The sequence below is a fragment of the Luteimonas flava genome (assembly GCF_036584485.1).
Classification (GTDB): Bacteria; Pseudomonadota; Gammaproteobacteria; order Xanthomonadales; family Xanthomonadaceae; genus Luteimonas; species Luteimonas flava.
This window is the reverse complement of record NZ_JAZHBM010000001.1, coordinates 598150-623202: the sequence shown is the minus strand read 5'-3', so window position 1 is coordinate 623202 and position 25053 is coordinate 598150. Positions and strand designations below refer to the sequence as shown.

30 protein-coding genes, 2 tRNA genes and 1 other RNA gene are annotated in these 25053 nt (G+C 68.9%); 12 read left to right on the top strand and 21 right to left on the bottom strand.

Going from position 1 to position 25053, the window contains the following annotated elements; translation table 11 throughout:
- Positions 1-47: 47 nt before the first annotated feature.
- The 5 genes from fabD to V3391_RS02930 all read right to left on the bottom strand — a co-directional run bounded on the left by fabD (position 48) and on the right by V3391_RS02930 (position 3816).
- Positions 48-995 (bottom strand): ACP S-malonyltransferase, encoded by a 948-nt coding sequence (gene fabD, locus V3391_RS02950; RefSeq protein WP_332076910.1) that lies wholly within the window; start codon positions 993-995, stop codon positions 48-50.
- Between the two features lie 94 nt (positions 996-1089).
- Entirely contained in the window at positions 1090-1881 is a 792-nt protein-coding gene (locus tag V3391_RS02945) for a BUD32 family EKC/KEOPS complex subunit (protein ID WP_332076909.1), read from the bottom strand.
- Positions 1882-1961: 80 nt separating this feature from the next.
- Positions 1962-2945: a beta-ketoacyl-ACP synthase III gene (locus tag V3391_RS02940; RefSeq protein ID WP_332076908.1), complete on the bottom strand. Its 984-nt coding sequence runs from the start codon at positions 2943-2945 to the stop codon at positions 1962-1964.
- Positions 2946-3082: 137 nt separating this feature from the next.
- Positions 3083-3277: a 50S ribosomal protein L32 gene (gene rpmF, locus V3391_RS02935; RefSeq protein ID WP_159679179.1), complete on the bottom strand. Its 195-nt coding sequence runs from the start codon at positions 3275-3277 to the stop codon at positions 3083-3085.
- A 20-nt stretch (positions 3278-3297) separates the two neighbouring features.
- The gene (locus tag V3391_RS02930) at positions 3298-3816 is read right to left on the bottom strand and encodes a YceD family protein (RefSeq protein WP_332076907.1); all 519 of its coding nucleotides are present in this window, start codon (positions 3814-3816) and stop codon (positions 3298-3300) included.
- A gap of 134 nt (positions 3817-3950) precedes the next feature.
- Here V3391_RS02930 and V3391_RS02925 point away from each other — a divergent pair, with 134 nt between their 5' ends.
- Positions 3951-4304, top strand: a complete 354-nt coding sequence (locus tag V3391_RS02925) for a hypothetical protein (protein WP_332076906.1) — start codon at positions 3951-3953, stop codon at positions 4302-4304.
- Positions 4301-4879: a Maf family protein gene (locus tag V3391_RS02920; RefSeq protein WP_332076905.1), complete on the top strand. Its 579-nt coding sequence runs from the start codon at positions 4301-4303 to the stop codon at positions 4877-4879. Before V3391_RS02925 ends, V3391_RS02920 begins: the two co-directional genes overlap by 4 nt.
- Before the next feature lie 11 nt (positions 4880-4890).
- Here the strand turns inward: V3391_RS02920 and V3391_RS02915 are convergent, their stop codons facing one another.
- Positions 4891-6747: an ArnT family glycosyltransferase gene (locus tag V3391_RS02915; RefSeq protein ID WP_332076904.1), complete on the bottom strand. Its 1857-nt coding sequence runs from the start codon at positions 6745-6747 to the stop codon at positions 4891-4893.
- Between the two features lie 48 nt (positions 6748-6795).
- Between V3391_RS02915 and V3391_RS02910 the strand changes: the two genes are divergently transcribed.
- From V3391_RS02910 to V3391_RS02895, 4 genes are read left to right on the top strand one after another with little or no spacing between them, the layout of a single operon-like run.
- Positions 6796-7743: an AAA family ATPase gene (locus tag V3391_RS02910; RefSeq protein ID WP_332076903.1), complete on the top strand. Its 948-nt coding sequence runs from the start codon at positions 6796-6798 to the stop codon at positions 7741-7743.
- A complete protein-coding gene (locus V3391_RS02905; RefSeq protein WP_332076902.1) occupies positions 7743-8696 on the top strand; it encodes a DUF58 domain-containing protein in 954 nt (317 codons plus the stop codon). The genes V3391_RS02910 and V3391_RS02905 overlap by 1 nt, the downstream gene beginning before the upstream one ends.
- Positions 8696-10639: a transglutaminase TgpA family protein gene (locus V3391_RS02900; protein WP_332076901.1), complete on the top strand. Its 1944-nt coding sequence runs from the start codon at positions 8696-8698 to the stop codon at positions 10637-10639. The genes V3391_RS02905 and V3391_RS02900 overlap by 1 nt, the downstream gene beginning before the upstream one ends.
- Positions 10636-11127, top strand: coding sequence for a Slp family lipoprotein (locus V3391_RS02895; RefSeq protein ID WP_332076900.1), 492 nt, complete (start codon positions 10636-10638; stop codon positions 11125-11127). The genes V3391_RS02900 and V3391_RS02895 overlap by 4 nt, the downstream gene beginning before the upstream one ends.
- A gap of 31 nt (positions 11128-11158) precedes the next feature.
- Here the strand turns inward: V3391_RS02895 and V3391_RS02890 are convergent, their stop codons facing one another.
- From V3391_RS02890 to dnaX, 4 genes are all read right to left on the bottom strand, one after another.
- A complete protein-coding gene (locus tag V3391_RS02890) occupies positions 11159-11506 on the bottom strand; it encodes a histidine triad nucleotide-binding protein (RefSeq protein WP_332076899.1) in 348 nt (115 codons plus the stop codon).
- A 122-nt stretch (positions 11507-11628) separates the two neighbouring features.
- Positions 11629-12222: a recombination mediator RecR gene (gene recR / locus V3391_RS02885; protein WP_332076898.1), complete on the bottom strand. Its 594-nt coding sequence runs from the start codon at positions 12220-12222 to the stop codon at positions 11629-11631.
- Between the two features lie 89 nt (positions 12223-12311).
- Positions 12312-12632 (bottom strand): YbaB/EbfC family nucleoid-associated protein, encoded by a 321-nt coding sequence (locus V3391_RS02880; RefSeq protein ID WP_232135921.1) that lies wholly within the window; start codon positions 12630-12632, stop codon positions 12312-12314.
- Positions 12632-14416 carry a DNA polymerase III subunit gamma/tau gene (dnaX, locus tag V3391_RS02875; protein ID WP_332076897.1) on the bottom strand — a complete coding sequence of 595 codons (1785 nt, stop codon included), beginning with the start codon at positions 14414-14416 and terminating at the stop codon, positions 12632-12634. Before dnaX ends, V3391_RS02880 begins: the two co-directional genes overlap by 1 nt.
- A gap of 124 nt (positions 14417-14540) precedes the next feature.
- Between dnaX and V3391_RS02870 the strand changes: the two genes are divergently transcribed.
- Positions 14541-14633: transfer RNA gene (locus V3391_RS02870), tRNA-Ser, on the top strand.
- A 451-nt stretch (positions 14634-15084) separates the two neighbouring features.
- Positions 15085-15633: a lipocalin-like domain-containing protein gene (locus V3391_RS02865; protein WP_332076896.1), complete on the top strand. Its 549-nt coding sequence runs from the start codon at positions 15085-15087 to the stop codon at positions 15631-15633.
- 97 nt (positions 15634-15730) lie between these two features.
- Here V3391_RS02865 and ffs read toward each other — a convergent pair.
- The 10 genes from ffs to V3391_RS02815 form a co-directional block, all read right to left on the bottom strand.
- An RNA gene (gene ffs / locus V3391_RS02860) (signal recognition particle sRNA small type) lies at positions 15731-15827 on the bottom strand.
- Between the two features lie 104 nt (positions 15828-15931).
- The gene (locus V3391_RS02855; RefSeq protein ID WP_332076895.1) at positions 15932-16480 is read right to left on the bottom strand and encodes an energy transducer TonB; all 549 of its coding nucleotides are present in this window, start codon (positions 16478-16480) and stop codon (positions 15932-15934) included.
- An 11-nt stretch (positions 16481-16491) separates the two neighbouring features.
- The gene (locus V3391_RS02850) at positions 16492-17499 is read right to left on the bottom strand and encodes a YncE family protein (RefSeq protein WP_332076894.1); all 1008 of its coding nucleotides are present in this window, start codon (positions 17497-17499) and stop codon (positions 16492-16494) included.
- A complete protein-coding gene (locus V3391_RS02845; RefSeq protein WP_332076893.1) occupies positions 17496-17939 on the bottom strand; it encodes a molybdenum cofactor biosynthesis protein MoaE in 444 nt (147 codons plus the stop codon). Before V3391_RS02845 ends, V3391_RS02850 begins: the two co-directional genes overlap by 4 nt.
- Before the next feature lie 2 nt (positions 17940-17941).
- Complete coding sequence (locus V3391_RS02840; protein WP_232135930.1) at positions 17942-18184, bottom strand: MoaD/ThiS family protein; 243 nt, start codon at positions 18182-18184, stop codon at positions 17942-17944.
- Positions 18181-18696 (bottom strand): cyclic pyranopterin monophosphate synthase MoaC, encoded by a 516-nt coding sequence (moaC, locus tag V3391_RS02835; protein ID WP_332076892.1) that lies wholly within the window; start codon positions 18694-18696, stop codon positions 18181-18183. Before moaC ends, V3391_RS02840 begins: the two co-directional genes overlap by 4 nt.
- 25 nt (positions 18697-18721) lie before the next feature.
- Positions 18722-19102: a nuclear transport factor 2 family protein gene (locus tag V3391_RS02830; RefSeq protein ID WP_332076891.1), complete on the bottom strand. Its 381-nt coding sequence runs from the start codon at positions 19100-19102 to the stop codon at positions 18722-18724.
- Between the two features lie 3 nt (positions 19103-19105).
- Complete coding sequence (moaA, locus tag V3391_RS02825; protein ID WP_332076890.1) at positions 19106-20128, bottom strand: GTP 3',8-cyclase MoaA; 1023 nt, start codon at positions 20126-20128, stop codon at positions 19106-19108.
- Positions 20125-20895 (bottom strand): MBL fold metallo-hydrolase, encoded by a 771-nt coding sequence (locus V3391_RS02820; protein ID WP_332076889.1) that lies wholly within the window; start codon positions 20893-20895, stop codon positions 20125-20127. Before V3391_RS02820 ends, moaA begins: the two co-directional genes overlap by 4 nt.
- Positions 20895-21665 carry a 3-deoxy-D-manno-octulosonic acid kinase gene (locus V3391_RS02815; RefSeq protein ID WP_332076888.1) on the bottom strand — a complete coding sequence of 257 codons (771 nt, stop codon included), beginning with the start codon at positions 21663-21665 and terminating at the stop codon, positions 20895-20897. Before V3391_RS02815 ends, V3391_RS02820 begins: the two co-directional genes overlap by 1 nt.
- Positions 21666-21697: 32 nt before the next feature.
- Here V3391_RS02815 and V3391_RS02810 point away from each other — a divergent pair, with 32 nt between their 5' ends.
- Both V3391_RS02810 and V3391_RS02805 read left to right on the top strand, forming a co-directional pair.
- Complete coding sequence (locus V3391_RS02810) at positions 21698-22801, top strand: glycosyltransferase family 9 protein (RefSeq protein WP_332077696.1); 1104 nt, start codon at positions 21698-21700, stop codon at positions 22799-22801.
- The gene (locus V3391_RS02805; RefSeq protein WP_332076887.1) at positions 22801-23175 is read left to right on the top strand and encodes a hypothetical protein; all 375 of its coding nucleotides are present in this window, start codon (positions 22801-22803) and stop codon (positions 23173-23175) included. The genes V3391_RS02810 and V3391_RS02805 overlap by 1 nt, the downstream gene beginning before the upstream one ends.
- A gap of 3 nt (positions 23176-23178) precedes the next feature.
- Here V3391_RS02805 and V3391_RS02800 read toward each other — a convergent pair whose 3' ends face one another.
- Entirely contained in the window at positions 23179-23589 is a 411-nt protein-coding gene (locus V3391_RS02800) for a DUF6165 family protein (RefSeq protein WP_332077695.1), read from the bottom strand.
- 113 nt (positions 23590-23702) lie between these two features.
- Between V3391_RS02800 and V3391_RS02795 the strand changes: the two genes are divergently transcribed.
- Together V3391_RS02795 and V3391_RS02790 are read left to right on the top strand one after the other, a co-directional pair.
- Positions 23703-23793 (top strand) — tRNA-Ser (locus V3391_RS02795).
- A 549-nt stretch (positions 23794-24342) separates the two neighbouring features.
- A complete protein-coding gene (locus V3391_RS02790; RefSeq protein ID WP_332076886.1) occupies positions 24343-25047 on the top strand; it encodes a PP2C family protein-serine/threonine phosphatase in 705 nt (234 codons plus the stop codon).
- Positions 25048-25053 lie beyond the last annotated feature (6 nt).

Here is a 25053-nt window from a genome sequence, read left to right as displayed (position 1 = left end):
GCAGCCACTGCCCGCAGTGTGCGCCGATCCGCGTCCTTCCGCCGGGTTCAGACCTTCCAGTCTGCCAGCGCGGCGTCGAAATCGTCCGGCGCGGCGAGCGCGCGGGTCTCGATCGACTTGTCGATGCGCTTGACCAGGCCGGTCAGCACCTTGCCCGGGCCGCACTCGGTGATGCGCGTCACGCCGCGCGCCGACAGCGCTTCGACGCAGCGCGTCCACTGCACCGGCAGATACAGCTGGCGCACCAGCGCATCGCGGATCGCATCGACGCGCTCGTGCACCGCCGCATCGACGTTCTGCACCACCGGCAGCGCCGGCGCCTGCCATGCGACCGCATCCATCGATTCGGCGAGACGATCCGCAGCCTCGCGCATCAGCGGCGTGTGCGACGGCACGCTGACCGCCAGCTTCACGACCTTGCGCACGCCGCGCTCGCCGAGCAGTGCGATCGCGCGATCGACCGCCGCCGCATGTCCACCGATGACGATCTGGCCGGGCGAATTGAAGTTGGCCGGCACGGCGACGCTGCCATCCTGCGACGCATCCCGGCAGACCTCGCCGACCAGCGCGTCTTCGGCGCCGATGACCGCAGCCATCGCACCGGTGCCCGCAGGCGCCGCGCTCTGCATCAGCTGGCCCCGCAGACGGACCAGCTTCGCGGCATCGGACAGCGACAGCACGCCGGCCGCGACCAACGCGGTGTATTCGCCGAGACTGTGGCCGGCCAGCGCGGCCGGCACCGCGCCTTCGTGCTGCTGCCACGCGCGCCACACGGCGACACCGGCGGCCAGCAACGCGGGCTGGGTGAACTCGGTCTGGTTGAGCTGGGCTTCGGGGCCCTGCTGCGACAGCGCCCACAGATCGACGCCCGCGCCTTCCGACGCTTCGGCGAATGCCTCGACGATCACCGGATGGCGCGCGGCGAGATCACCGAGCATGCCCAGCGACTGCGAGCCCTGCCCGGGGAAGACGAATGCGAGTTGCGATGCGGTCACGCGTATTTCCAGCCTCAAAACCGGGGGCGATGATAAGTGCGAAGCCGCGACATTGTCTGTACCGGGGCGTATGCGGGCGATGCGCGGCGGTCGCTCAGAACATCATCCGCAGCAGTTCGATCTCGCCGTCTTCGAGCCAGTCCCACAGCACGGCCACGACGAGCAGCATCGGCAGCAGCGTCGCCGCGCGCACGACGAGGATCGAATGCGCGACGTGGCGTGCGGAGCGTCCGAGCCAGGCGATGCGCTGCGCGAAGCCCTTCAGACGTCCCACGCGGCCCGCATGCGCCGCGACTTCCGGTTCGCGCCGCATGACCCGCGACAGCATGTCGGCGAGCACGTCGGTGCGACCGTCGTAGTACTTCGCCATGCCGAACGCGAACATCAGCCAGTCGCGCGCCTGCGCCTGCGGCAGCGACATCACTTCCAGCGGGTCTTCCTCGAAGTCGATGAAGCCCACACGGCCACTGTCGTCGAGCGTGATGTTGCGCGGCAGCGGTTGCCCGAAGTAGGCACCGCGCGCATGCGCATCGGCGATCGCGTCGATCACCGCCGTCGTCAATGCATCGATACGCGTCGCATCGCCATCGGCAGCGCGCAGCTGTGCGGCGAAGGTATCGCCCAGATTGCTCAGCAGCAGCGTGGAAGCGCCTTCGCCGAGCACGCGCGGCACACGCACGCCTTGCGCGTCGAGTTCGGCGAGGCGGCGCGCTTCGATCTGCTTGGCCTCGCCGCCACCGGGATGCGGCGGCGGACGCAAGGCGTCGATGTCGAGCCCGCGCGCGATCGCGTCGAGGATGCCGAGGCCGAACTTGCGGCTGTCGCCGTCGGCATACGCCTTGAGCCAGGCATCGCGCCCGGCCACGACGATGGATTCGACGCCCATGCGGGAGCCTCCGTGTCGTGCGGACGCGAAGTCCGCGAAGTGGAATCACCTGCGGGACCGACCGGCCCCGCATGCGGGACTCAATAGCGCAGCAGCGCCGAACCCCAGGTGAAGCCGCCGCCGAAGGCTTCGAGCAGCAGCAGTTGGCCGCGTTGCACGCGACCCGAACGCACGGCCTCGTCGAGTGCCAGCGGCACCGAACCGGACGAAGTGTTGCCGTGCTTGTCGACCGTGACCACGACGCGATCCATCGGCATGTCCAGGCGCTTGGCCGTGGCTTCGATGATGCGCAGGTTGGCCTGGTGCGGAATCAGCCAGTCGATGTCGTGGCGATCGAGACCGTTCGCCTCGAGCGTTTCCTCGACCACCGAATCCAGCGCCTTGACCGCGTACTTGAAGACGTCGCTGCCGGCCATCTGGATGCGCACGCCCGCATTGGGCTGGTCGTCGCGGAAGCCGGCCGACACGCCGACCGGATTCCACAGCAGCTCCTTCTTCGCGCCGTCGGCGTGCAGATGGGTGCTGAGGATGCCGGTCTCGGCGTCGGCCTTGAGCACGACCGCGCCGGCGCCGTCGCCGAACAGCACGGCGGTGGTGCGCTCGTTCCAGTCGACCATGCGCGTGAGCGTCTCGGCGCCGACGACCAGCACCGTCTTCGCATCGCCCGACTTGATGAACTTGTCGGCGATCGAGAACGCGTAGAGGAAGCCCGAACACGCCGCATTGACGTCGAACGCGCCGCAGCCGTTGGCACCCAGCCGCGCCTGCAGCAGGCAGGCGGTGGACGGAAAAATGATGTCCGGCGTCGTGGTGCCGACGATGATCAGATCGATCTCGGACGCCGACACGCCGGCCGCTTCCATCGCACGCGTGGCGGCATGGAAGGCCAGATCGCTGGTCGTCTCGCCTTCGGCGGCGACGTGACGCTCGCGGATGCCGGTGCGCGTGGCGATCCATTCGTCGCTGGTGTCGACGAACTTCGCGAGGTCGTCGTTGGTCAGCACTTTTTCGGGCAGGTAACTGCCGGTGCCGGCAATGCGGGAATAGATGCGTTCGCTGGTCATCTGCGGAGCGGCCCTCGCGTCAGGCGCGTGATCTTAAGAGCGGCATCCCTGCCGACGGCAGGCGCAGCCGCCCGTCAGGGACGGTGGCTGCGCCCGGTGCATCGTGCGCCCGCCGTGAACCTGGCGGGCAGCGAGGATCAATCTTCCTCGACGACGCGCGTCTTCGGCTGGATCACCTGCTTGCCGCGGTAGTAACCGTCGGCGGTGATGTGATGACGGATATGGGTCTCACCCGTCGTCTGGTCGGTCGACAGCAGCTTGGCGCTCAGCTTGTCGTGCGCGCGACGCATGCCACGACGGGACGGGGTGACGCGGGATTTCTGCACAGCCATGGGAATTGCTCCAACAGGTTCTAGTTGTTTCGATCTTTCTTCAAACCCGCCAACGCCGAAAACGGGTTGACGCGTGTCTCTTCTTCGGGCGACACCGGCCAGTCGCGATCGATCGCTTCGGAGCCGGGTGCGACCGGAATCGCGGGTATTGCCAGAATCAGTTCGTCCTCGACCAGCGCGACCGGCGACAACGCACCGTCACCTTCCAACAGCAGCGCCTCGTAATCAGGCAGCAGGCCGGCCTCGTCCGCCTCGTCGCGGATCAGACCCAGCCGCTGCTCGATCTCGAGCGGCCACACGAAACGCTTGAGCGTCCGCTGGCACACCAGCGGCAACCCGGCTTCGATGCGCAACAGCGCGAACGGCTGCTGCAGCGCATCGCGACCGAACTCGATCGAGCAGATCACGTCGTCGCCTTCGACATCGGCCAGAAGGTCACGCAGGCGCGTCAACGACGCCAAGGGCAGGCGCCCGTCGAGGCGCATGCTGCCTGCGACCATGCGCCAAGCGTCTACCAACTCGGGCATTTGCGCGGACATAGCCGCCGAATGTTAAAGATGCGATCCCGGGCTGTCAAACCGGCATCCGTGGCCGGCGGACCCGCCGGCAGCGGGATTTGCCGGCATCGCGGCCCGCCGCGCAGACTGGCCCGCCGCACCACCGGACTTCCTGCGTGCAGCCGATCCCCAGCCTGCTGCTGGCCACTCTGATTGCGGCCGCCATTGTACTGGCGTGGCGCCACCGCGTCCGGCGCCGGCACCGCGCGTATGCGCGCGTGCTGGACGCTGCTGACACCTTCGAAGCGCGGCTGCGGATCGCGCGTGCCCAGATCGGCCAGGACGGCGGCGATCCCGTGCGCGACGCGCTGCAGGAGATGCTGCGGCAACGCCTGTGGCTGCAACAGCATGGCGCGAGCGCGGATGTCACGGCGCTGGAGGCGATGCGCGAATCGATCGAACAGGCGCAGGCCCGCATCGACCGGCAACTGGCCCAACTGGCGCTGGTCCGCGCCGGTGGCAGTGCATGAACCCGCCGCTGATCCTCGGCTCGACATCGGTCTATCGCCGCGGGCTTCTGGACCGCCTGCGACTGCCTTTCACCTGCGGGCGGCCGGACGTCGACGAGACGCCCGGTCGCAGCGAAGCCCCTGATGCGCTCGCGATCCGGCTCGCACAGGCCAAGGCCGAAGAGGTTGCCGCGCGGATGCCGGGGGCGTGGGTCATCGGCTCCGACCAGGTTGCCGCGCTCGATGGTCGTCCGCTCGGCAAACCCGGCGGCCGCGACGCGGCGATCGCGCAGCTGACGGCGATGTCCGGCCGAAGCGTGATCTTCCACACCGCGCTGGCGCTGGCGCGCGCGGGACAGCCGACACTGCAGGCGCAGGACCGCACCGAAGTCGTGTTCCGCATGTTGCAGGCGGACGAAATCGCGCGTTACGTCGATGCCGAGCAACCGTTTGACTGCGCCGGCAGCTTCAAATGCGAAGGGCTCGGCATCGTGCTGTTCGAGGCGATCCGCAGCGAGGATCCGACCGCGCTGGTCGGCCTGCCGCTGATCGCGACCGCGCGCCTGCTGCGTACGGCGGGCTACACCCTGCCCTGACGCTGCGCGCCTCAGCGCGCGGGCGCGACCTGGATCGGCTGTTCGGCCCAGCGTTCGACCGAGCCGTCACGGCCAGTGATCTCGAGTCCGAGCCAGTGGCGACCGGGCGCAAGCGTCGCCGGATCGATCGTCGCGCTGAAACCGATGTCGACGCCCGCGGGATCGCGGGATCTGCCGGCCAGGAACTGCTCGACGATCCAGGGATTCGGCGCGCCGTACTGCGCCTGCGCAACCGGCGCACCGTCGAGGGTGATCGCGACCGCGGCGACGCCGCTGCCGTCCTTGACCACCCAGCCGCGCACTTCGAACGGCGCATCGACGCGCGCGCCCGCCAGCGGTGTATCGACATGGGCGAGCGCAGGCGTGACGCAGCCGCCCTCGCCCGACGTCGCATCCGCATCGAAGCGCGAGAGGATGAAACGCTGCGCGCCGCGGTCCGCGTTGACGACGCGCGACACCGGCAATGCGCCCATGCGCGCACAGATCGTCTGGTAGCGCTGCAGCAGTGCACTGAACTTCACGTCGTTGGCGCCGGTGACGAGCAGCACCGGGCGTCCGGTCAGTTCGGCGCGATCGTCGAGCTGCAGATGCCACAGCTGCAGCTGCGGCGCGCGACCGTGGTGGCGGTTGAGCGGATGGTCGAGCACGCGGATGCGCGGATCGCCGAGCGCGAAGCCGAGTTCGGCGCCGATCTTGAAGTTGTCGGCCACGAGCACCGTGTCGGCCGGCATGGCCGCGAGCTCTTCGCGCACCGCATCGGCCAGCGTGTCCCAACCTGCGAAGTTCGATGGATACCACTTCAGACCCGCGCTGCGCTCGCGCACTTCGGGCGCGGACACCGCGGCGTAGTACCCCACCACACCGACGAAGCCGAGCGCCAGCGTCACCCACGTGGCGATGCGCAGCCAGCGCGGCCACGTCATCAGTACGAAGCCCACCAGCGGCAGCAGCGCGAGATAGCCCGGCAGCGGCCAATGGAAACTCGCGCGTTCGGTGTCGGCGACGAAGCCGAGCGCGAAGAAGCCGAGCACCATCAACCCGCCGGAGATCGCGAGGAAGCGCGCCGCATCGTCCGGCGCGCGGCGCAGACGCCAGGCCGCGACCAGCAATGCGGCGAACAGCAGCGGCGTCACCATCACCGCCTGGATCACGATGAACTGCCAGCCGTCGGCATGCAGCGCCCACGGATGTCGATCGACCATCTGGAAGCGCAGTCCGGCTTCGGCGTTGTCGACGTTCCACACCAGCAGCGGAATCCATGCCGCCGCGCCGGTCGCGATTGCGATCCATACGCGCGGGTCGCGCAGCGCTTCGCGGCCCTTGGCGATCGCGAGCAGCGCGACGATCCCGACACCGATCACCGCGATGAAGCGGTAGTGGCTCAGCGCGCCGAGCGACAGGCCGAGCGCGAGCAGCAGCGCACCGCCGTGGGTCACGCCGCGCAGCAGACGCACGCCGGCATCCAGACACAGCATGGTCGCCAGCGCGAGCATCGCGTCGGGCAACGCCATCACGCCGAGCGAGCCGAGCAGCGGCAGCAGCAATGCCGCGCAGCCGGACAGCCACGCGGACTGCGGATCGAACTCGCGCGCGGTCAGACGCACCACCAGCCACGGCACCAGCGCGGAAATCGCGATGAAGGGCAGACGAACCGCGAGCAGACCATCACCGAAGACTTCGGTGCCGATGCGGATCAGCCACGCGGTCAGACCGGGCAGATCGGAATAGGCGAACGCGGGATGCTGGCCTTCGAGCCAGTAGAACGCCTCGTCGACGAACAGCGGCAGCCGCGCGGCGATGGCCAGTTTCAGCAGCACGATCGTCGTCCACAGCACGACGAACACCGTGCGCATTTCCATCCGCCGCATTGAACTCGACCTCGCTACACTCGGGGGGACCGCCGCAGGAGCACATGCATGCCCGACCCGACGACGCCCGCCATGCTAACCGACACCCAGCGTGAAGCCCTGTCGTCATCGCTGGCCCAGGTGAACCGGCTGGTGCTCGGCAAGGAGACGGCAGTGACGATGAGCTTCGTCGCGCTGCTCGCCGATGGCCACATCCTGATCGAGGATCTGCCCGGGCTCGGCAAGACCACACTGGCGCATGCGATCGCCGCGACGGTGGGCCTGGATTTCCAGCGCGTGCAGTTCACCTCCGACCTGTTGCCGTCGGACGTCGTCGGCGTTTCGGTGTACGAAGGCAGCGCGCGTCGCTTCGAGTTCCATGGCGGCCCGGTGTTCACCAACGTGCTGCTGGCAGACGAGATCAACCGCGCGCCGCCGCGTACGCAGAGCGCGCTGCTCGAGGCGATGGCCGAACAACAGGTCACCGTCGACGGCACCACGCATCGCCTGCCCGATCCGTTCTTCGTCATCGCCACGCAGAATCCGGTGGATCTGTCGGGCACGTATCCGTTGCCCGATTCGCAGCTCGACCGCTTCCTGCTGCGGCTCACGCTCGGTTATCCCGATCGCGATGCCGAACGTGCGCTGCTGTCGGGCAGCGACCGCCGCACGCTGATCGCCGAGACGCTGCCACGACTCGGCGCCGACGATCTGCGCGCCTTGCGCCAGGCGGTCACGACGATCCACGCCAGTCCCGCGCTGATCGATTACGTGCAGGCGCTGATGGCACGCAGCCGTCAGCATCCGGGCGTGCGCGTCGGCCTGTCGCCGCGCGCCGGTCTCGCACTGTTGCGCGCGGCCCGTGCATTCGCCCTGTTGCAGGGCCGCGATCACGCGCTGCCCGACGACGTGCAGATCCTGTTCCCGCTGATCGCCAGCCACCGCCTGGTCGCCGAGGCCGATGCGGCCGGCGACGGACTGGCGGCGTCGATCCTGCAGGCCGTGCCGGTCGACTGATGCCTGCGTTCGCCGGCCTGCGCCGTCGCGTCGAAAGCTGGGCGCGTCCGCGCCGGCCGGAAGTGTTGCCGGCACGTCTCGACCGCAAACGCATCTACATCCTGCCGACGGGCTTCGGCGCCTTCGTCACCGCGCTGCTGGCGACGATGGCGATCGGTGCGCTCAACTACAACAACAACCCGGCGTTGCTGCTGTGTCTGCTGCTGGTCGGCGCTGCGCTGGCCAGCCTGTTGTGGACGCAGTTGCAGCTCAGCGGACTCGAGATCCGTGCGGTGCACGGCGAACCGGTCGCGGCCGGCACACCGATGCCGCTGCACGTGCATGTCGAAGCGGCGCCCGGCCGCGAGCGGCGTGGTCTGCGTGTGGCGATCGGCGACAGCGCGGCGCTGCTGTCGCTCGGCGCATCCGGCGGCGAAGCGACCGTGGCATTGCCGACGGTCCGGCGCGGCTGGCTGACAGCGCCGCGGCTGCGCATCAGCACCACACGCCCGCTGGGTCTGGCGCGTGCATGGTCGTGGGTCTGGCCGGCGGCACGCTTTCTCGTCTACCCCACGCCGGAGGCATCCGGCCCGCCGTTGCCGGTGGGTGGCGGCGACGAAGCGCAGGCCCGGCTCAATCCGTCCGGCGAGGAGCTGCATCATCTGCGCGACTGGCGCTCTGGCGATGCGCCGCGAACCATCGCGTGGAAAGCCTCCGCGCGGCGCGATGCGCTGATCGTGCGTGAGTTCGAGCGCCCGCAAGGCGACGACCTGACGCTGGACTGGCAGCGCCTCGGCGCGCTCGACCCGGAGTCGAAGATCCGACGCCTGGCGCGCTGGGTCGACGAAGCCGAGCGCGAGGCCGTGCGCTATCGACTGCAGCTGCCCGGCCAGGCGGTGATCGGCCCGGATCGCGGCGCCGCGCATCGCCACGCCTGCCTGCGCGCGCTCGCGTTGCTGCCGGACGCCCACTGATGGCACGCACCGCACTCGCGCTCGATACCGCCGGCCGGCGCTGGTCGCTGATCGCGGCGGCCGTCTGTCTGCTGCCGCTGCTGCTGCAGTTGCCGATGCCGTTGCCGCTCGTCATCGCCGGCGCAGGCGCGATCGCTGCGGTCATGGCATCGCGGCGCGCGGCGCCGGGCTGGCTGCGCACCGTACTGGCGCTGGCCGTGTTCGGCCTCGTACTCGCGCAGGGCGGGATGAATTTCGGCCGCGACACCGGCTGCGCCCTGCTCGCCGGCATGCTCGCGATCAAGCCGTCCGAACTGCGCACCGTACGCGATGCCCGCAGCCTGCTCGGGTTCGCCCTGTTCGCGCCGTTCGCGACCTTCCTGCTCGACCAGGGGCCGCTGTCGCTTGTGCTCGGTCTCGTCGGCGCGGTGCTGGTCCTGGCGGCACTCGCGCGATTGTCGGAACAGGAATCGGGATTGCCCGCGGCCGGCGTGCGCCATGCCACGCGCATCGGCATCGTCGCGCGTCTGATCGCGATCGGCCTGCCGTTGGCGCTCGCAGCCTTCTGGCTGTTCCCGCGTCTGGCGACGCCGCTGTGGGGCATCCCGGACCTCTCGACCGCGCGACCCGGCCTGTCGGACGAAATGTCGCCCGGCGACTGGATCGATCTCATCGCCGACGACACGCCTGCGATGCGCGTGACCTTCCGCGGCGCGGAACCCTCGACGCGCGAGATGTACTGGCGCGGCCCGACGCTGACGCAGTACGACGGCCGCACCTGGACGGCGTCGCAGTGGCTGCGCAGCCTGCCGCCGGCAACGGTCGAACACGGCGCGCCGACCTGGGACTACGAGATCGCGCTGGAACCGACCGAGCGCAATCTGCTGGTCGCGCTGGAGATGCCGCTCGCATTTCCCGACGGCATGCGTGCCGCGCACGAGTACACGTTGACCAGCGAACGCCGGCTCGACCGTGTGACCCGCTGGCAGCTGCGGTCCGCGCCGCCGATCCGCTTCGAAGCGGACCTGCCCGATTCGCTGCGCCGGCTCGCATTGCAGTTGCCCGCTGACTTCAATCCACGCACGCGGGCGCTGGCGCAGCAGTGGCGCGCCGAAACGACCGACGACGGCGCGCTCGTCGACCGTGCGCTCGCCTGGATCCGCAGCGATTTCGCCTACACGCTCGATACGCCGCTGCCCGGCCGCCACGCGGTCGACGAGTTTCTCTTCGACTATCGCGCCGGCTTCTGCGAACACTTCAGCTCCGCGTTCGCCGTGCTGATGCGCGAGGCCGGCATTCCGACGCGCGTCGTCACCGGCTACACCGGCGGCACCCGCAACCGCTTCGGCAACTACTGGATCGTCCGGCGCATGGATGCCCACGCCTGGAACGAAGTCTGGCTCGAAGGCCGCGGCTGGGTGCGCGTCGATCCGACCGCCGCCGTCGCGCCCGAGCGTATCTACGACACGCTGGAAGACCGGCTCGGCGCCGGTGGCGGTGGCGGTGATGCGCTGTTGCCGATGGCAGACCTCGGCGACTGGGCACGGCGCGCGTGGAACGATTTCGTGCTCGGTTTCGACGCCGCGCGCCAGCAGCGCATGCTCCAGCGCATCGGGTTCGAGAACATCGACACCGGCGGCCTCGCCGCGCTGTTCTCGCTGTGCGCAGCGCTGGCGCTGGGCTGGATGCTGTGGCTGGTCGCGCGGACCGAACGCGAACGCGATCCGCTGCTGCGCGCCTGGCATCGACTGGGCCGCCGCTATGCGCGCCTCGGTCTGGCACGCGAACGGCACGAGCCCGCGATCGCCTGGGCCGAACGCGTCCGAGCCGCGCGCCCCCACGAGTCCGCGCTCGTCGCCCTCACCCACCGTTTCGTCGCGGCCCGCTACGCTCCGGCGGCGTCCGACGCGACGCTGGTGCGGGCACTGCGCACGCACCGTCCAGCCCGGGAGACCGCTCGATGACCGCCCTTCGCCTGCTGTCCGTTGTCGCCGGCGCCCTGCTGCTCAGCGCATGCGCGTCCCAACCGAAACCACTGCAGGGCGGCTACGTCGAGGCCCTGACCCCGCACGCCGCCGTGCAGGGCGAGCACACCGGGGCGATGGTGCGCTGGGGCGGGCGTATCGTGCAGGTGGAACCGCGCACCGACGCGACCTGCTTCGAAATGATCGCCACGCGACTGACCGCCACCGGCCGTCCGTACTGGGCCAGCGACGACACCAATGGGCGTTTCATCGCCTGCCGCGCCGGCTTCTACGATCCGGCGGTGTTCGAGGTCAACCGCGAGGTCACCTTCACCGGCCGCATCGCCGGCTACGACTCGCGCCGTGTCGGCGAATACGACTACCGCTTTCCGCGCGTCGAGGCCGACGTGGTCTATCTGTGGCCGAAGCGCGAGCGCGTCGACGTGATCACGCGCCCGGCGCCATGGCCGTGGTGGGGTTACTGGTGATCGTCGTTCTGTAGAAGCGCGCGCTTGCGGATCACGCTGCAGTGCCGAAGCGCCCCAGCGGCGCGCCGGCCAGCAGATGCAGATGGATCTGGAACACCGTCTGGCCACCGTGCGCGTTGCAGTTCATGACGATGCGATAGCCGTCTTCGGCGAATCCCTGCGCTTTGGCGTAATGCGCGGCGGCAACTGCAAGCCTTCCGATGATCTCGGGCGCGTCGACCGGTACGTCGTTGAGCGTGGCGAAATCCTGTTTCGGCACGAACAGCACATGCACCGGCGCCTGCGGCGCGATATCGCGAAACGCGATGACGTGCTCGTCCTCGAAGACGATGTCGGCCGGAATCTCGCGCTGGATGATCTTGTGGAAGATGGTCGTCATGGGCTTCTGGAATCGAGCGAGGGTTCCGAAAAGCATACGTCACCGCTCACGGCACCACGCCCCCGCGAACGCCCGCCGTCGACGGGCGGATAACCGGTCATCCGACGCCGGAACTTCGATCCTCAGGCGACTTCGCTGCGACTGCCGAAGGCATGCGACAGCGTGCCGCGATCCACGTATTCCAGTTCGCCGCCGAGCGGCAGCCCATGCGCGGGGCGGCTCGGGCGCACACCGTGCTGGCGCGCGATCTGCGCCAGGTAATGCGACGTCGCCTCGCCCTCGACGGTCGGGTTGGTCGCGATGATCAGTTCCTGCACCTCGCCTTCGGCCAGCCGTGCACCGAGCAGGTCGAGCCCGAGCTCATGCGGGCCGATGCCGTCGAGCGGACTCAACCGGCCCTGCAGCACGAAATAGAACCCGCGAAAGCCCGTAGCCTGCTCGATCGCGAGCCGGTCGGCCGGCGTCTCGACCACGCACAGCGTCTGCGCGTCACGCGCCGCGCTGCTGCAGGTCGGGCAAACCGGCGTTTCGCTGAAATCGCGACACCGCTGGCAGTGGCCGATCTTCTCGACCGCGTCGGCCAGCGCCGTCGCCAGCCGCGCGCCACCTTCGCGCCCCCGTTCGAGCACGTGGTAGGCCATGCGCTGCGCGGACTTCTGCCCGACGCCGGGCAGCACGCGCAACGCATCGATCAACTGTTCGAGCAGGGAGGACATGCGGTTGCCGATTCGTCAGAGGTGATTCGTAATGGCTGAAAGCTGGCAGCACGCGCAGCCAGTCGCCTTGGATCACGAATCACTGCCACTCAGAACGGCAGCTTCATGCCGGGCGGCAACGGCATGCCGGCGGTCGCACCGGACATGCGGCTCTTCGATTCCTCATCGACCTTGTTCGACGCGTCGTTGAACGCGGCGGCGATCAGGTCTTCGGCCATCTCCGGATCCGACAGCACGCTGGGATCGATGCGCACCTTGCGGCATTCCTTGTTGCCGGTCAGCGTGATGGCGACCATGCCGCCGCCGGCGCTTCCCTCGACTTCGAGACTGGCGAGTTCCTGCTGCACGCGCTGCATGTTTTCCTGCATCTTCTGCGCCTGCTGCATCAACTGGGCAATGTTTCCACGCATCACTGAAATCCTCGTTCTTCAAAAGGGCGTATCGAATCAGGCACCAATTTGGCGCCCTGCTGCGACATGAGCCGCTGCACGTCCGGATCGGACATGAAACTGTTCTCGGCGTTCGACTGCCGCGCATCGCGCTCGCGCGCGTTGCGTTCGTGCAGCGTCACGGCTTCGCTGGCGGCGGCGGTCTCGAAGCGGATCTGCGGCGCGCCGCCGAGCGGGCCGGCGAGTGCCTCGCAGAGCTGATGGACCATGATCGGCGCTTTCAGATGCTCGTCCGCCTCGGGCAGCGCGAGCCGCAACACGGCGCCGTCGAGCGAGACGAAGGCAGCGCTCGCGGCGAGTTCGCGCACCGGCCCGCGCAGCGGCAGGTCGGCGACGAGATCGAGCCACTGGTAGGCATCGAGCGTACGCAGCTTCGCAGTGACGGCCGGCGGCGGTGCTTCGGCCCGCGGCGCGGCAACCGGCGCTTGTTCAACTGGCGGTGCAGCGCGCACAGGCTCGGGTGCCGGACGCGCAGGTGGCGTTTCCACGACCACGCGTGGTGGTGTCGGCGTGGGAGCGGCGTGCGGCGGCGACGGCGACCGCGGTGCAGGCGCGGACTCGGGCGCCGCCTGCGCAGCCAACGCAGCACGCGCCGCGGCAGGACCGCTCGCACGGTTGCCGCTGCCCGCGGCCGGCGCAGCAGCGCCACCTTCGGCAGGCCGGAACGCCAGCATGCGCAGCACGGTCATCTCGAAGCCGGCGCGCGGACTCGGCGCAAGGCCGCCGTCGCGGCGTCCGTTGAGCGCCATCTGGTACCAGAGCTGCACGACTTCCGGACGTACCGCCGCTGCGATCGCATCGACATCGACGCCGTCGTTATCGACTGAAACTTCCGGCACCAGCTGCCGCACCTGGATGCGATGCAGGGCTTCGGACACCGCGTCGAGGACGCCACCCCAGTCGGGCGAGAATTCGGCCAGTGTCGCGACCTCGGCGAGCAGCGCCGCGCCATCGCCATCGGCCAACGCGGACAGCAGCGCACCGACGCGCGTGCGATCGACGCTTCCGAGCATCGTCGCTACTGCCGCATCACCGAGCGCGCCGCCCTCGCCGCCCGCGCCGGTATAGGCGATGGCCTGGTCGAGCAGGGACAGCCCGTCGCGCAGGCTGCCATCGGCGGCCTTCGACAGCTGGCGGATCGCACCGGCCTCGACCGCGATGCCCTCGGCCTCGAGGATCCGCGTCATCTGGCCCTGGATCTGCTGCTCGTCGAGCCGCTTGAGGTTGAACTGCAGGCAGCGCGACAGCACGGTGACCGGCAGCTTCTGCGGATCGGTCGTCGCCAACAGGAACTTCACGTGCCCAGGCGGCTCTTCCAGCGTCTTGAGCAGCGCGTTGAACGCCGATTTCGACAGCATGTGCACTTCGTCGATCAGGTAGACCTTCACCCGGCCACGCGAGGGCATGTACTGCGCGTTGTCGATCAGCTCGCGCACGTCGTCGACGCCGGTGTTGCTGGCGGCGTCGATCTCGAGCAGATCGATGTAGCGGCCCGCGTCGATCGCGCGGCAGGTCTCGCACTCGCCGCAGGGATCGGACGAGGTGCCGGTCTCGCAATTCAGGCTCTTGGCGAAGATGCGCGCGATCGTGGTCTTGCCGACGCCACGGGTGCCGGTGAACAGGAAGGCATGATGCACGCGACCGGTTTCCAGCGCATTGGTCAGCGCACGGACCACGTGCTCCTGGCCGACGAGCTCGGCGAACCGCTTCGGACGCCACTTCCGGGCGAGGACGAGATAGGACATCCCCGTATTCTGCCACGCCCCCAACAGTTCCTTGTGACCACAGGCGCCGACGGATAGAATGGCCGGCCCGCGGCGTCCCGACGCCGTAGCGCAGCGCCCAGGCGCTCCGCGAAGGGCCAGTTCTGGAGAGGTGTCCGAGCGGTTGAAGGAGCACGCCTGGAAAGTGTGTAAGCGTCTAAACCGCGCTTCGGGGGTTCGAATCCCCCTCTCTCCGCCAGAAACGCAAACGCCCCCTCGTGGGGCGTTTTGCGTTTCTGGCGGAGAGAGGGGATCTGATGAGAACCCCAGGTTCGACGGATTCGCCCGGAGCGAATCCGGACAGCCGAATGGCTGGCCCCGCAGGCGCATCGCGCCGGAGGGGCGAGGCCCATGGATGGGCCGAGCAATCCGCTCGCTGCACAGTTCGTTCGCCCCATCTCGGACAGTGGCGAAGATCAAAGTGGCTCCCAGCGTGACCAGACATTCGCCTGTTGGAGGCCGCTGGTATGACGAACCGAGTGCTCACCAGTGCTGCAACTCAATGGACTCGCTGCCCAGGCACGAAACCCCGATCGCCCCCTCCAACAACACGTTCACGCATCACAGCGTATCGCTGCACGACCGAAGGGCCGGCGCTTCCAGTCCGCATCCGGCGCCCGCCCGCATCGCATCCCATCCGGAGATCCGCCATGCTGACCCGCCGTCTCGCCGCCCCGCTGCTGATGTCCATCGCACTGCCGCTGTCCACATTCGCCATGGCCCAGACCGCACCCCCGATGTCCCAGAAGACGCCCGCGGCCGCCGCCGCGACACCCGCGCCCGTCGAAGGCAGCTGGCGACTCGTGTCGTACGAAGTCGAGGTCAAGGAAGGCGGCGAGACCTTTCCGCCGATGGGCGATCACCCCACCGGTTACGTGATGTTCGCGCCCGAAGGCCGCGTGTGGTTCGTGCTGACCGGCGAAGGTCGCGAGCCGGGCGAAAGCGCACAGGAGAAAGCGCGTCTGCTGGAAACCGTGATCGCCTACACCGGCCGCTACCGGATCGAAGGCGACACCTGGATCACCGCGGTGGATGTGGCGTGGAACCCGGCGTGGGTCGGCACCGAGCAGCGCCGGCAGTTCAAGCTCGACGGCGAGCGCCTGCAGGTACTGACGCCGTGGCGGGTCATGCCGAACTGGGCCGACAAGGGCGAGACGCGCAGCATCATCACGTTCGAGCGCGCACGCGAGACGCGCTGAGCAACGAAAAAGCGGATTGGCATAATGTCGATCCGCCGCAGCACACACGCTGCAAAGTGCGATAAACAGACGCTGGCAGATGCCGGAAAAGGTGATGACCCCGCCGACTGACCTCGGCGCCCGCATCGACCGATACCGTTGCTGCCTTCCGGCCCTGGCGGGATTTTCGATCTAGCGTCGCGAGGGGCCGACGGGGCCACCATGGAGACACGCATCGGGCCGTGCGCCCGACCCCGCCATGACGACGGGACGCGGAGTCTAGCAGGCCCGCAGCGACTCGCCTATCCGCTTCAAGGCATCACGGCGCACCGATGCGCTCGACCTCGGGCGTGCCGGCCTGCTGGCTGAACCGGAATGCATAGGACAGGCGCACCGCGGTCGGGGTTTCGACGACGCCCTCGGCCTGACAGGCATCGGTGCCATCGAATGGTTCCGGCGCCACGCACAGCAATGCGGGCGCATACGTCCACTGGCGCACGGCGGCGAGCGCTGCATCGGTGAACGGTGCGATCTCGACCGCCTCCGGCAGCGCGCAGTCCGCATCGGTCCGCGGCGCAGCTGCGGCCACCGTGCCCGTCGCGTCGATGGCGGCATCGATGCACACCACGACCGGCGCGAGACGCAGCGCCAGCTGGTCCGCCGGATAGACGGGCATTGCCGCAGGCATGTCGAGATTGGGATGGATGAAACGGCGGTTGCGCTGCATGTCCATGCGCCGCGTATCCGCAGCCGGCTCCATCAGCGATGCGCCGACCGCGCCTTGCAGTGGCGGCTCGATCAGTTCGACCGGTGCGACCGGCGGCACCGAGGCGCAACCGGCGAGGCCGGCGATGCAGACGAGTGCCACAGCGCGGCCGATCAAGGCGCGACCTCGCCCGGCACCAGCGCCAGCGCGTCGGGCTCGCGCCCGCTCGTCCAGTAATCGAGGACGTTCCATTCGCGCGTATCGATCACCGCGATGCGATCCGCGCCGCTGATCGCGACATACGCCCGCGGCGCATCGGGATCGACGATCGCGCCGATCGGCAGCGGCCCATTGCCGAGCAGCGTCGTCTGCAGCGCGGCATCCGCCGGCGCCAGCGCCACCGACGCCACCGCGCGGCGCGATGCGACGTCGAACACCGACAGCGTCGCGGCGGTCGCATTGGTGACCAGCGCGTGCCGGCCATCCGGCGTGAACGCGACGCGGATCGGGAAGCCCGCACTCGGCAGGGTCGCGACGATGTCGAGCGATTCGGGGTCGTGCACGGTCACGGTGTCGTCGGCGCGATTGGTGACCCACACGCGTCCGTCGGGCGCGACCGCGATGCCTTCCGCGCCGGCGCCGGCCGGGCGTTCGGTGGTTGCACGCATCGTCGCCAGATCCACGCGCACGACGGTGCCCGCTCGGATCTTGCTGACGTATGCGAACGCGCCGTCCTCCGACACTGCGACCATGTGACCGATGCCGTCGCCGACCTCCGCGACGCCCGTCACCGCTCCGCGCGTGATGTCGACGCGCAACAGCGCGCCGCTGCTTTCTGTCGTGACCAGTGCATCGCCATCGGCCAGCAGTTGCAGGCCATGCGGGCGCCCGTGGGTGCCCAGGTCGATGGTGCGCGTATCGCCTTCGACGAGATCGATCACCGTCAGCGCGTGATGCGCGTCCTGGTGACCGTAGGTGGTAACGACAGCGGTGCGGCCATCGCGCGAGACTGCGATCTCGTGCGGCGCCGGGCCGGTCGCGTACTCGGCGAGGCGTGCGCCCGTCGCGCGATCGAGTGCCCAGACGGTATCGGCCGACTTGTTGCCGACCAGCAGTCGCGGCGCGGCATGCGCGCTGCACAAGGCCGCGACCAGCACCGCAGCGAGGGCGAGCCGCCTCATGCGTCACCGCCGCGCGGCGACTCGGGATGCAGCCAGCCGGCATCGCCGTCGGCATAGCGTTCGTGCTTCCAGATCGGCACCCGATCCTTGATCTCGTCGATGATGTAGCGGCAGGCATCGAACGCCGCGCCGCGATGCGCTGCGGTCACGCCGACCCACACCGCCATGTCGCCGATCGCCAGGTCGCCGATGCGATGCACGCACAGCGCAGCGCACAGGTCGAAGCGCTCGCGCGCCTCGGCGACGACCTTGGCGCCTTCGGCCTCGGCCAGCGCGACATAGGATTCGTAACGCAGGCCGAGCACGGGGCGCCCGTCGTTGTGGTCGCGCACCCAGCCTTCGAAGCTCGCAAACGCGCCTGCACGATCGTGCTGCACGCGGCGGCGCAGCGGTGCCAGATCAACCGGCGCATCCGCCAGCCAGAATTCACGACTATCCATGCTCAGCCTCCGCTGACCGGTGGAATGAACGCGATCTCGCTGCCGGCCTGCAGCGCATCGTCCCAGCGCGCAAACGTGCCATCGACGGCAACGCGCAGACGCTCGACCGGTAACACGAAGCCGTGGCGCGCACGCAGTTCCGCGTACAGCGTGCGCAGGTCGGCCGCGTCTGTAGTCCAGGTTTCCTCACCCTGCCCCGCGGCATCGCGCAGGCTGGCGAAATACAGCACGCGCACGTCGCTCATCGCACACCGCCCGCGATCGATCCCACATCGCGCTTGCCGCCGCGCTTTCCGACCAGTTTTGCCGGGCCCAGCACGATCGCGTGCGACAGCGCCTTGCACATGTCGTAGACGGTCAGCGCCGCAATCGCCGCGCCGGTCAGCGCCTCCATCTCCACGCCGGTGCGGTGCGTGGTCTTCACCGTGCATTCGATGCGCAGCTCGCGCTCGCCCTGCCAATCGATCGCGATGGCGATGCCGTCGATCGGCAACGGATGACAGAACGGAATCAGTTCGTGCGTGCGCTTGACCGCCATCGTGCCGGCGATGATCGCGGTGTCCACGATGCCGCCCTTCGCGCTCTTCAAACCGTTGGCGTGCAACTGCGTGGCGACATCGGCGGGAAAGCGCACGCGGCATTCGGCGCTGGCGACACGCGCAGTGGTCGCCTTCGCGGACACGTCGACCATCGTCGGTCGGCCGGCGGCGTCGATATGGGTCAGCGCTGCGGGCGCCTTCGGTTTAGTACGGGCCATGCGCCTGCGTCGTGACTGCGGAATCTCAGATGGTACCGGCCCCGGTGTCAGGCGTCCCTTGATGGAACACCATGCGCCAGCAACCGTCGGCGTCCAGGCGCCACCAGGAGCTGCGCAGCGAGTGGCGCGCCTCGCCATCGGCTTCGCGGCGCACGGTGTACAGCACGCGCGCGACATCGGCACCGATGCGTTGCACGCGCATCGACAGCGCCTCGTACGCGACACCGATTTCGCCGGGCAACCGCGCCAGCACGTCGGCCTTGCCGAAGACCGCGCCAGACGCGCCGATCTCCAGGAAATCCTCGGCGATCAGCCCGTCTAGACGCGCGCGGTCGGCGCGAACCGCCGGATCGAGCAATGCGCGCTCCAGCGCTTCGAGATGCGTCTGCAGGGCGCCTGCATCCACGACTCAGCCGCCGACCAGAAACATCTCGACGTGCTTGCGCGGCGCGCGCACGCTGCCGCGTAGTTCGCTGTAGCGGTCAGCGCGGCGCGACCACAGATCGGCCAGCCGCGAGGAAAATGCCGCTTCGCCATCGCCGAGCCAGCTGCGCATCGGCTGGCCGCTGCCGGAGAACAGGCAGGTGTAGAGGCTGCCGTCGGCGGAGACGCGGGCACGCTGGCAGTCGCCGCAGAACGGCGCGGTGACCGAACTGATGAAGCCGATCTCGCCGGCGCCGTCGATGAAGGCATGCCGCTCGGCCACTTCGCCGCGGTAGTTCGCATCCAGCGCGCGCAGCGGCCAGCGCGCGTCGATGCGTGCGTGCAGCTCACGCGACGGCACGACGCGCACGCGATCCCAGCCGTTGCAGGTGCCCACGTCCATGTACTCGATGAAACGCAGCACATGGCCGCTGCCGCGGAAATGCGCGGCCATGCGTTCGACTTCGTGGTCGTTGACGCCGCGCTGGACGACGCAGTTGAACTTGATCCCTGTGAACCCCGCGCGCTCGGCGGCAGCGATGCCGGCGAGCACGTCGTCGATCTCGCCGCGTCCACCCGACAGCATGCGGAACAGATCCGGATCGAGCGCGTCGAGACTGATGGTCAGCCGTTGCAGGCCGGCATCGCGCAGGGCCTGCGCATGGCGCGCCAGCAGTGACGCGTTCGTGGTCATCGCCAGGTCGGTGATGCCCGGCACCTTGGCCAGGCGTTCGACCAGCGCCGGCAGATTCTTGCGCAGCAGCGGCTCGCCGCCGGTGAGGCGCAGCTTGTGCATGCCCAGCCGCGCGAAGCCGCGCACCAGGGTCTCGATCTCGTCGAAGGACAGCCGCCCGGCCTGGTCGAAGCCGTAATCGTCGGGCACGCGATCGGCCGGCATGCAGTAGCCACAGCGGAAATTGCAGGCTTCGATCACCGACAGGCGCAGGTCGTGCAGCGGACGTCCGAGCCGGTCGAGCGGCGCCTGGGGCAGGTGTGGCAGGGCGCTCATGCGACCGGAGCCTGGGCCACGCCCGGTGGACGCAGCGCGAAACGGGCGCCCGGGCGGGCGATCCGCTGCCCGCGCGCCTCCAGCGCGGCGCCATCGGCCTCGGACGCGTAGTGGTACAGCACGCAGCGCGCGAGCAACTCGCGCGGATACTCGCGCTGCAGATCCTCGATGCCACTGTGCGACGGGTTGCCGTGCAGGCCGCAATCGTGCGCGATCAGTTCGTCGCGATCGGCAAAGCGCGCCAGCATCTCGGGGATCGGCCGCGTGTCGCCGCTCCACACCAGGCTGCCCGGCATGCGCAGGCCGTAGGCGGTCTCCGGCCAGTGATGGCGCACCGGGAACACTTCCAGGCGCACGCCGTCATGCCAGAACGCATCACCGACCGGGATGAGATGGAACGCATCCCAGAAGTTCGCGCCGCCTTCGGCCAGCACGTTCGGGTAATCGCCCACCCGCTTGTGCAGCAGCGGCACCACCGGCGCCGGCACGTAGATCGGCAGGCGACCGCGGCGTGCGGGGTCGAAGTAGCGGTCGACGAACAGGCGCTCGAAGCCGGCCACGTGATCCAGATGTACATGGGTGACGAACAGCGCGCGCGGCGCTTCGCCGTAGTGATCGAGATACGCGGTCAGACCTTCGGCGCCGCAGTCGATCGTCAGCCAGGGCGCGCCGTCGCATTCGATCGTGGCCATCGGCGAACCGAGCGCCACCGCCGACGCGTTGCCGACGCCCTGGAACCGCAGCGCCCAGTCGTCACCGCCCGCCATCAGGTGCCCCGGCTCCACAGCGCGTCGTAGGAGCGGCGCAGCCGTGCGAAATCCTGCTCGACGTCCGCCTCCGGTCGCGCGCCACGCAGCTTCAGCAATGAGCGCTTGAGGCGCGCAAGATTCTGTTCGCGCCAGCGGGTCTCGGGAATGCGCAGCGCGCCGCGGTCGAGATCGATCAACCAGCCCTTGCCGACGCCGTCGAACAGGATGTTGTGGGCGTTGAGATCGGCATGGTCGAGCCCGGCGCGGTGGAAGCGCGCGATCAGGCGTCCGGTCTGTTCGAGCGGCGCATCCGCGGGCGCTCCGGCCATGTGATCGGCCAGCGAGCGTACGTCGGGGATCCGCTCCATCAGGATCCAGGCCCGATAGGAGAGCCCACGCCGAAGATAGCTCGCGGCGATCGGCTGCGGCACCGGCAGATCGCGTCGCAGCAGTTCACGCAGCAGGCGGAACTCGACGAAGCTGCGCACGTGCTGCGTGCCGCGCCACAGATGCTGGTCGCGGTTGAAGCGCCCGACCATGCCGCCGCGCAGGTACTGCCGCAGCACGCAGGGCCCATGCGAGGCGTCGATGAACCAGGCGCCACCGCGGCCGCTGCCGTCGACGCGCTGCGCGCGATCGCCCCAGGCCTCGGGATCGAACCAGCGCGGATCGGCTTGCCGCAGCTGTGTGCCGTCGAACAGAATGGCCCCGTACGTGCCCGCCTGTCCGCTCGCGCGATCGCCCGCCGGTATCGGCGTCAGGCTCTCGGCGGGATCGAATCTGCTCATCGACGCGAGTCTATCAAGCCTTGACGCCCGCCCTGCCCGGTTCCGACACCCCGACGGAGGCTTCCAGCCCGCGCGCGCGGCCGCGTTCGATCTGCCTGCTGCGCCTGTCCGCACTGGGCGATGTCACCCATGTGCTGCCGCTGATCCGCACGCTGCGCGCGGCCTGGCCGGATATCGCCCTGACGTGGGTGATCGGCAAGGGCGAACACCGTCTGCTCGACGGGCTGCCGGGCGTGGATTTCGTGGTCTACGACAAGAAGACCGGCATCGCCGGTATGCGCGCGATGCGCCGCGAACTGAAGGCGCGCCTGGGCCCGGCGGGACGCTTCGATGCCCTGCTACAGATGCAGGTCGCCGCGCGCGCAAACCTGCTGTCGGCGTTCATTCCCGCACGCGTGCGCGTGGGCTTCGATGCGGCGCGCTCGAAGGATCTGCACGGGCTTTTCATCAACACGCGCATCGCCGATCGCCCCGGTATCCACGTGCTCGACGCACTGGGCAGCTTCTGCGAACCGCTCGGACTGCGGCAGGACCGCGTCGCATGGGACGACATGCCGGTGCCGGCCGAAGCGTTCGACTGGGCAAATGCGCAGTGGCCGGACGATGGCCGCCCGGTGCTGATGATCTCGCCGTGTTCCAGCCACGTACGTCGGAACTGGTATCCGGATCGCTACGCCGCGCTCGCCGATCACGCCGCCGATGCCGGCTGGCGCATCGTGCTGTGCGGAGGTCGCAGCGATCTGGAGCGGCAGACTACCGACGCGATCCTCGCGGCGATGCGCCACGACGCGCTCGATCTGGTCGGCAAGGACACGCTCAAGCAGTTGCCCGCCCTGCTGTCGCGTGCGCAGCTGCTGGTCACGCCGGACTCCGGTCCGATGCACATCGCCAATGCGATGGGCACCAAGGTGCTGGGCCTGCACGCGGCCAGCAATCCCGAGCGCAGCGGCCCGTATTCCGACCGCCGCTTCTGCGTGGACCGCTACGACGATGCCGCCCGCAGATTCCTCGGCAAACCCGCCGCGGACCTCAAATGGGGCACCAAGATCGAGTTCGACGACGTGATGGCGCTGGTCACCGTGGACGACGCGATTACCGCCTTCGAACGCCGCCGCGCCGATCTGGAGCAACGCTGATGGACCCCATCGTCGCCGGCCTGCTCGCCACCCTCGTCGGCGCGATCGTCGGCGGCGCGGTCAGTTTCCTGCTCAACCGGCAGTTGCACGCGCAGCAGCTCGAACGTCTGCGCACCGAGCACAAGACCGAGTTCGCCGCCGAGGACACCGCGCGCCATTTCCTCGGCCATCGCGGCTACACCGACCGCTCCTTCGACGTACTGCGCAAGCATCTGGGCGGCTTCGAGGACGACGAACTGCGGCGCATCCTCGTCCGCGCCGGCGCCGTACGCACCTATCGCGACGACGGCAGCGAATGGTGGCGGCTGCTCAGCCGCATGGACGAGTACATCGAACACAAGGCGCGGCGCGCGGACGCTGCCGCTATCGACTGAGTCTCAGGGCGCGGCCTGGCCGCTCCGGTAATCGGCGTACGACTTCTCTTCGACGTAGGCCGAGCCCAGCGCCAGATTGATCGCCTTCTTGATCCGCGCGCGCTCGTCGTTATCCAGGTACACGCTGCGCGCCAGCTGCACGAAGTCCTCGCCGAATTCGCCGGCGCGCTCCTTGACCCGCACCGCGTCCTCGATGTCCCACAGACGCTCGTTGACCGCCTTGAGCTCCGCGCGCAGCCGCACGATGTCGTGGCCCGCGGCCGGGTGCGCCATCCACGTCTGCTCCAGCGCGCTCAGCTCGGTCCGCACGTTGGCGAGCTTGGCGGGATCGTCCATCCGCTCTGACTTGATCTGCAGGATCGAGAGCTTGTCGAGGAGTTCGCCGAACGAAACGGGGACGGTGATTTCGGACATGGACAGCGCCGTGGAGGTGAACGGGCCCGCCAGTGTAACGCCGCGCTTGTCGCCCACGCGGAGCGCCCGTATGATTGCGCCCCCGGACGCCGCGAGGCGATCGGGGACCATCTGGAGAGGTGGCAGAGCGGTTGAATGTACCTGACTCGAAATCAGGCAGGCGTTTATAGCGCCTCGGGGGTTCGAATCCCCCCCTCTCCGCCAGATTCGCAAACGCCCCGCAAGGGGCGTTTTGCGTTTCTGGCGCAGAGGAGCGGATGGAGAACCCCCGCGGGTTCGACGGATCGGCAGGATTGCCGATCCGGACAGCCGCAGGCTGTCCCGAAGGGGCGAGGCCCATGGATGGGCCGAGTCAATCCCCGGTAGACGAGTGCGCACCACCTGACAGGCGCGAAGCGCCGCTTCATCGGAGCGCCCGAACATCCGCGCAACTTCGCGCATCATCAATTCAATAGCCAGGATCAAAGTGGCCGACCAGTCGTCCGACTGCTGAAAAAGCGCCTCCGGCCTCGACAGGGATGACCTCGCTAACTCCAACGCGCATCGATCATCCACACAATGCACAACGTGCACGACGCTTGCCCTATGCTCCCGAACGGGTTCACCGTCACAATACCGAATGCGCCTTCCCTCCCCGTTCCGGACGCTCAGTATCGTGTCCCGCGCCATCCGCCGATCCGCGTTGGCCGCGCCCGGGGAACCGTCGCGTTGTCGGCTACAGACACCCCCATCGCGCTTTGCCAGGGGCTACGCATGATCGAGTTCGGCCACCTGACGCACGTGGGTCTGCGGCGTGACCTCAACGAGGACACCTATTACGGCGACAGCGAACTCGGGCTGTGGCTGATCGCCGACGGCATGGGCGGTCACGAATACGGTGAAGTCGCCAGCGCACTTGCCCGCGAGACCATCGTGCGCGAGATCCGTCAGGGCACCGGCCTGCCACAGGCGATCCGCATCGCCGACGAGGAAATCATCCGCGCCTCGCGCCGGCGCAACGACAGCCTGCCGATGGGCACCACGGTGGTCGCCGCGCGCGTGACCGGCAACCGGTTCGAAGTCGCGTGGGTCGGCGACAGCCGCGTCTACCTGTGGCGCGACAACAAGCTCGCGCAGCTGTCGCAGGACCACAGTTACGTCCAGGAGCTCATCGCCCAGGGCGCGATCAGTATCGACCAGGCGCGCAGCCATCCGCATCGCAATGTGGTGACCCAGGCGCTGGGGGTCACCGATCCGCAGACGCTCAACGTCGAGACCCTGTCGGGCGAGCTGAGCCCCGGCACCCAGCTGCTGCTGTGCAGTGACGGGCTGACCGAGGAAGTCGACGACCGCGCGATCTCGCGGGTGCTGGCGCATCTGGAATGCAGCGCGCAGGAATGCGTCGATGGCCTGGTGGCCGCGGCGCTCGATGGCGGCGGCTCGGACAACGTCACCGTGATCCTGATCCGCCGGCACTGATCGCCG

Excerpts from the sequence above, each read along its gene's own strand:
- V3391_RS02945 (WP_332076909.1), bottom strand. The coding sequence starts at position 1,881 with ATGGGCGTCGAATCCATCGTCGTGGCCGGGCGCGATGCCTGGCTCAAG.
- V3391_RS02940 (WP_332076908.1), bottom strand. The coding sequence starts at position 2,945 with ATGACCAGCGAACGCATCTATTCCCGCATTGCCGGCACCGGCAGTTAC.
- rpmF (WP_159679179.1), bottom strand. The coding sequence starts at position 3,277 with ATGGCTGTGCAGAAATCCCGCGTCACCCCGTCCCGTCGTGGCATGCGT.
- V3391_RS02930 (WP_332076907.1), bottom strand. The coding sequence starts at position 3,816 with ATGTCCGCGCAAATGCCCGAGTTGGTAGACGCTTGGCGCATGGTCGCA.
- V3391_RS02920 (WP_332076905.1), top strand. The coding sequence starts at position 4,301 with ATGAACCCGCCGCTGATCCTCGGCTCGACATCGGTCTATCGCCGCGGG.
- V3391_RS02915 (WP_332076904.1), bottom strand. The coding sequence starts at position 6,747 with ATGCGGCGGATGGAAATGCGCACGGTGTTCGTCGTGCTGTGGACGACG.
- V3391_RS02910 (WP_332076903.1), top strand. The coding sequence starts at position 6,796 with ATGCCCGACCCGACGACGCCCGCCATGCTAACCGACACCCAGCGTGAA.
- V3391_RS02905 (WP_332076902.1), top strand. The coding sequence starts at position 7,743 with ATGCCTGCGTTCGCCGGCCTGCGCCGTCGCGTCGAAAGCTGGGCGCGT.
- V3391_RS02900 (WP_332076901.1), top strand. The coding sequence starts at position 8,696 with ATGGCACGCACCGCACTCGCGCTCGATACCGCCGGCCGGCGCTGGTCG.
- V3391_RS02895 (WP_332076900.1), top strand. The coding sequence starts at position 10,636 with ATGACCGCCCTTCGCCTGCTGTCCGTTGTCGCCGGCGCCCTGCTGCTC.
- V3391_RS02890 (WP_332076899.1), bottom strand. The coding sequence starts at position 11,506 with ATGACGACCATCTTCCACAAGATCATCCAGCGCGAGATTCCGGCCGAC.
- recR (WP_332076898.1), bottom strand. The coding sequence starts at position 12,222 with ATGTCCTCCCTGCTCGAACAGTTGATCGATGCGTTGCGCGTGCTGCCC.
- V3391_RS02880 (WP_232135921.1), bottom strand. The coding sequence starts at position 12,632 with ATGCGTGGAAACATTGCCCAGTTGATGCAGCAGGCGCAGAAGATGCAG.
- dnaX (WP_332076897.1), bottom strand. The coding sequence starts at position 14,416 with ATGTCCTATCTCGTCCTCGCCCGGAAGTGGCGTCCGAAGCGGTTCGCC.
- V3391_RS02865 (WP_332076896.1), top strand. The coding sequence starts at position 15,085 with ATGCTGACCCGCCGTCTCGCCGCCCCGCTGCTGATGTCCATCGCACTG.
- V3391_RS02850 (WP_332076894.1), bottom strand. The coding sequence starts at position 17,499 with ATGAGGCGGCTCGCCCTCGCTGCGGTGCTGGTCGCGGCCTTGTGCAGC.
- V3391_RS02845 (WP_332076893.1), bottom strand. The coding sequence starts at position 17,939 with ATGGATAGTCGTGAATTCTGGCTGGCGGATGCGCCGGTTGATCTGGCA.
- V3391_RS02840 (WP_232135930.1), bottom strand. The coding sequence starts at position 18,184 with ATGAGCGACGTGCGCGTGCTGTATTTCGCCAGCCTGCGCGATGCCGCG.
- moaC (WP_332076892.1), bottom strand. The coding sequence starts at position 18,696 with ATGGCCCGTACTAAACCGAAGGCGCCCGCAGCGCTGACCCATATCGAC.
- moaA (WP_332076890.1), bottom strand. The coding sequence starts at position 20,128 with ATGAGCGCCCTGCCACACCTGCCCCAGGCGCCGCTCGACCGGCTCGGA.
- V3391_RS02820 (WP_332076889.1), bottom strand. The coding sequence starts at position 20,895 with ATGGCGGGCGGTGACGACTGGGCGCTGCGGTTCCAGGGCGTCGGCAAC.
- V3391_RS02815 (WP_332076888.1), bottom strand. The coding sequence starts at position 21,665 with ATGAGCAGATTCGATCCCGCCGAGAGCCTGACGCCGATACCGGCGGGC.
- V3391_RS02805 (WP_332076887.1), top strand. The coding sequence starts at position 22,801 with ATGGACCCCATCGTCGCCGGCCTGCTCGCCACCCTCGTCGGCGCGATC.
- V3391_RS02800 (WP_332077695.1), bottom strand. The coding sequence starts at position 23,589 with ATGTCCGAAATCACCGTCCCCGTTTCGTTCGGCGAACTCCTCGACAAG.
- V3391_RS02790 (WP_332076886.1), top strand. The coding sequence starts at position 24,343 with ATGATCGAGTTCGGCCACCTGACGCACGTGGGTCTGCGGCGTGACCTC.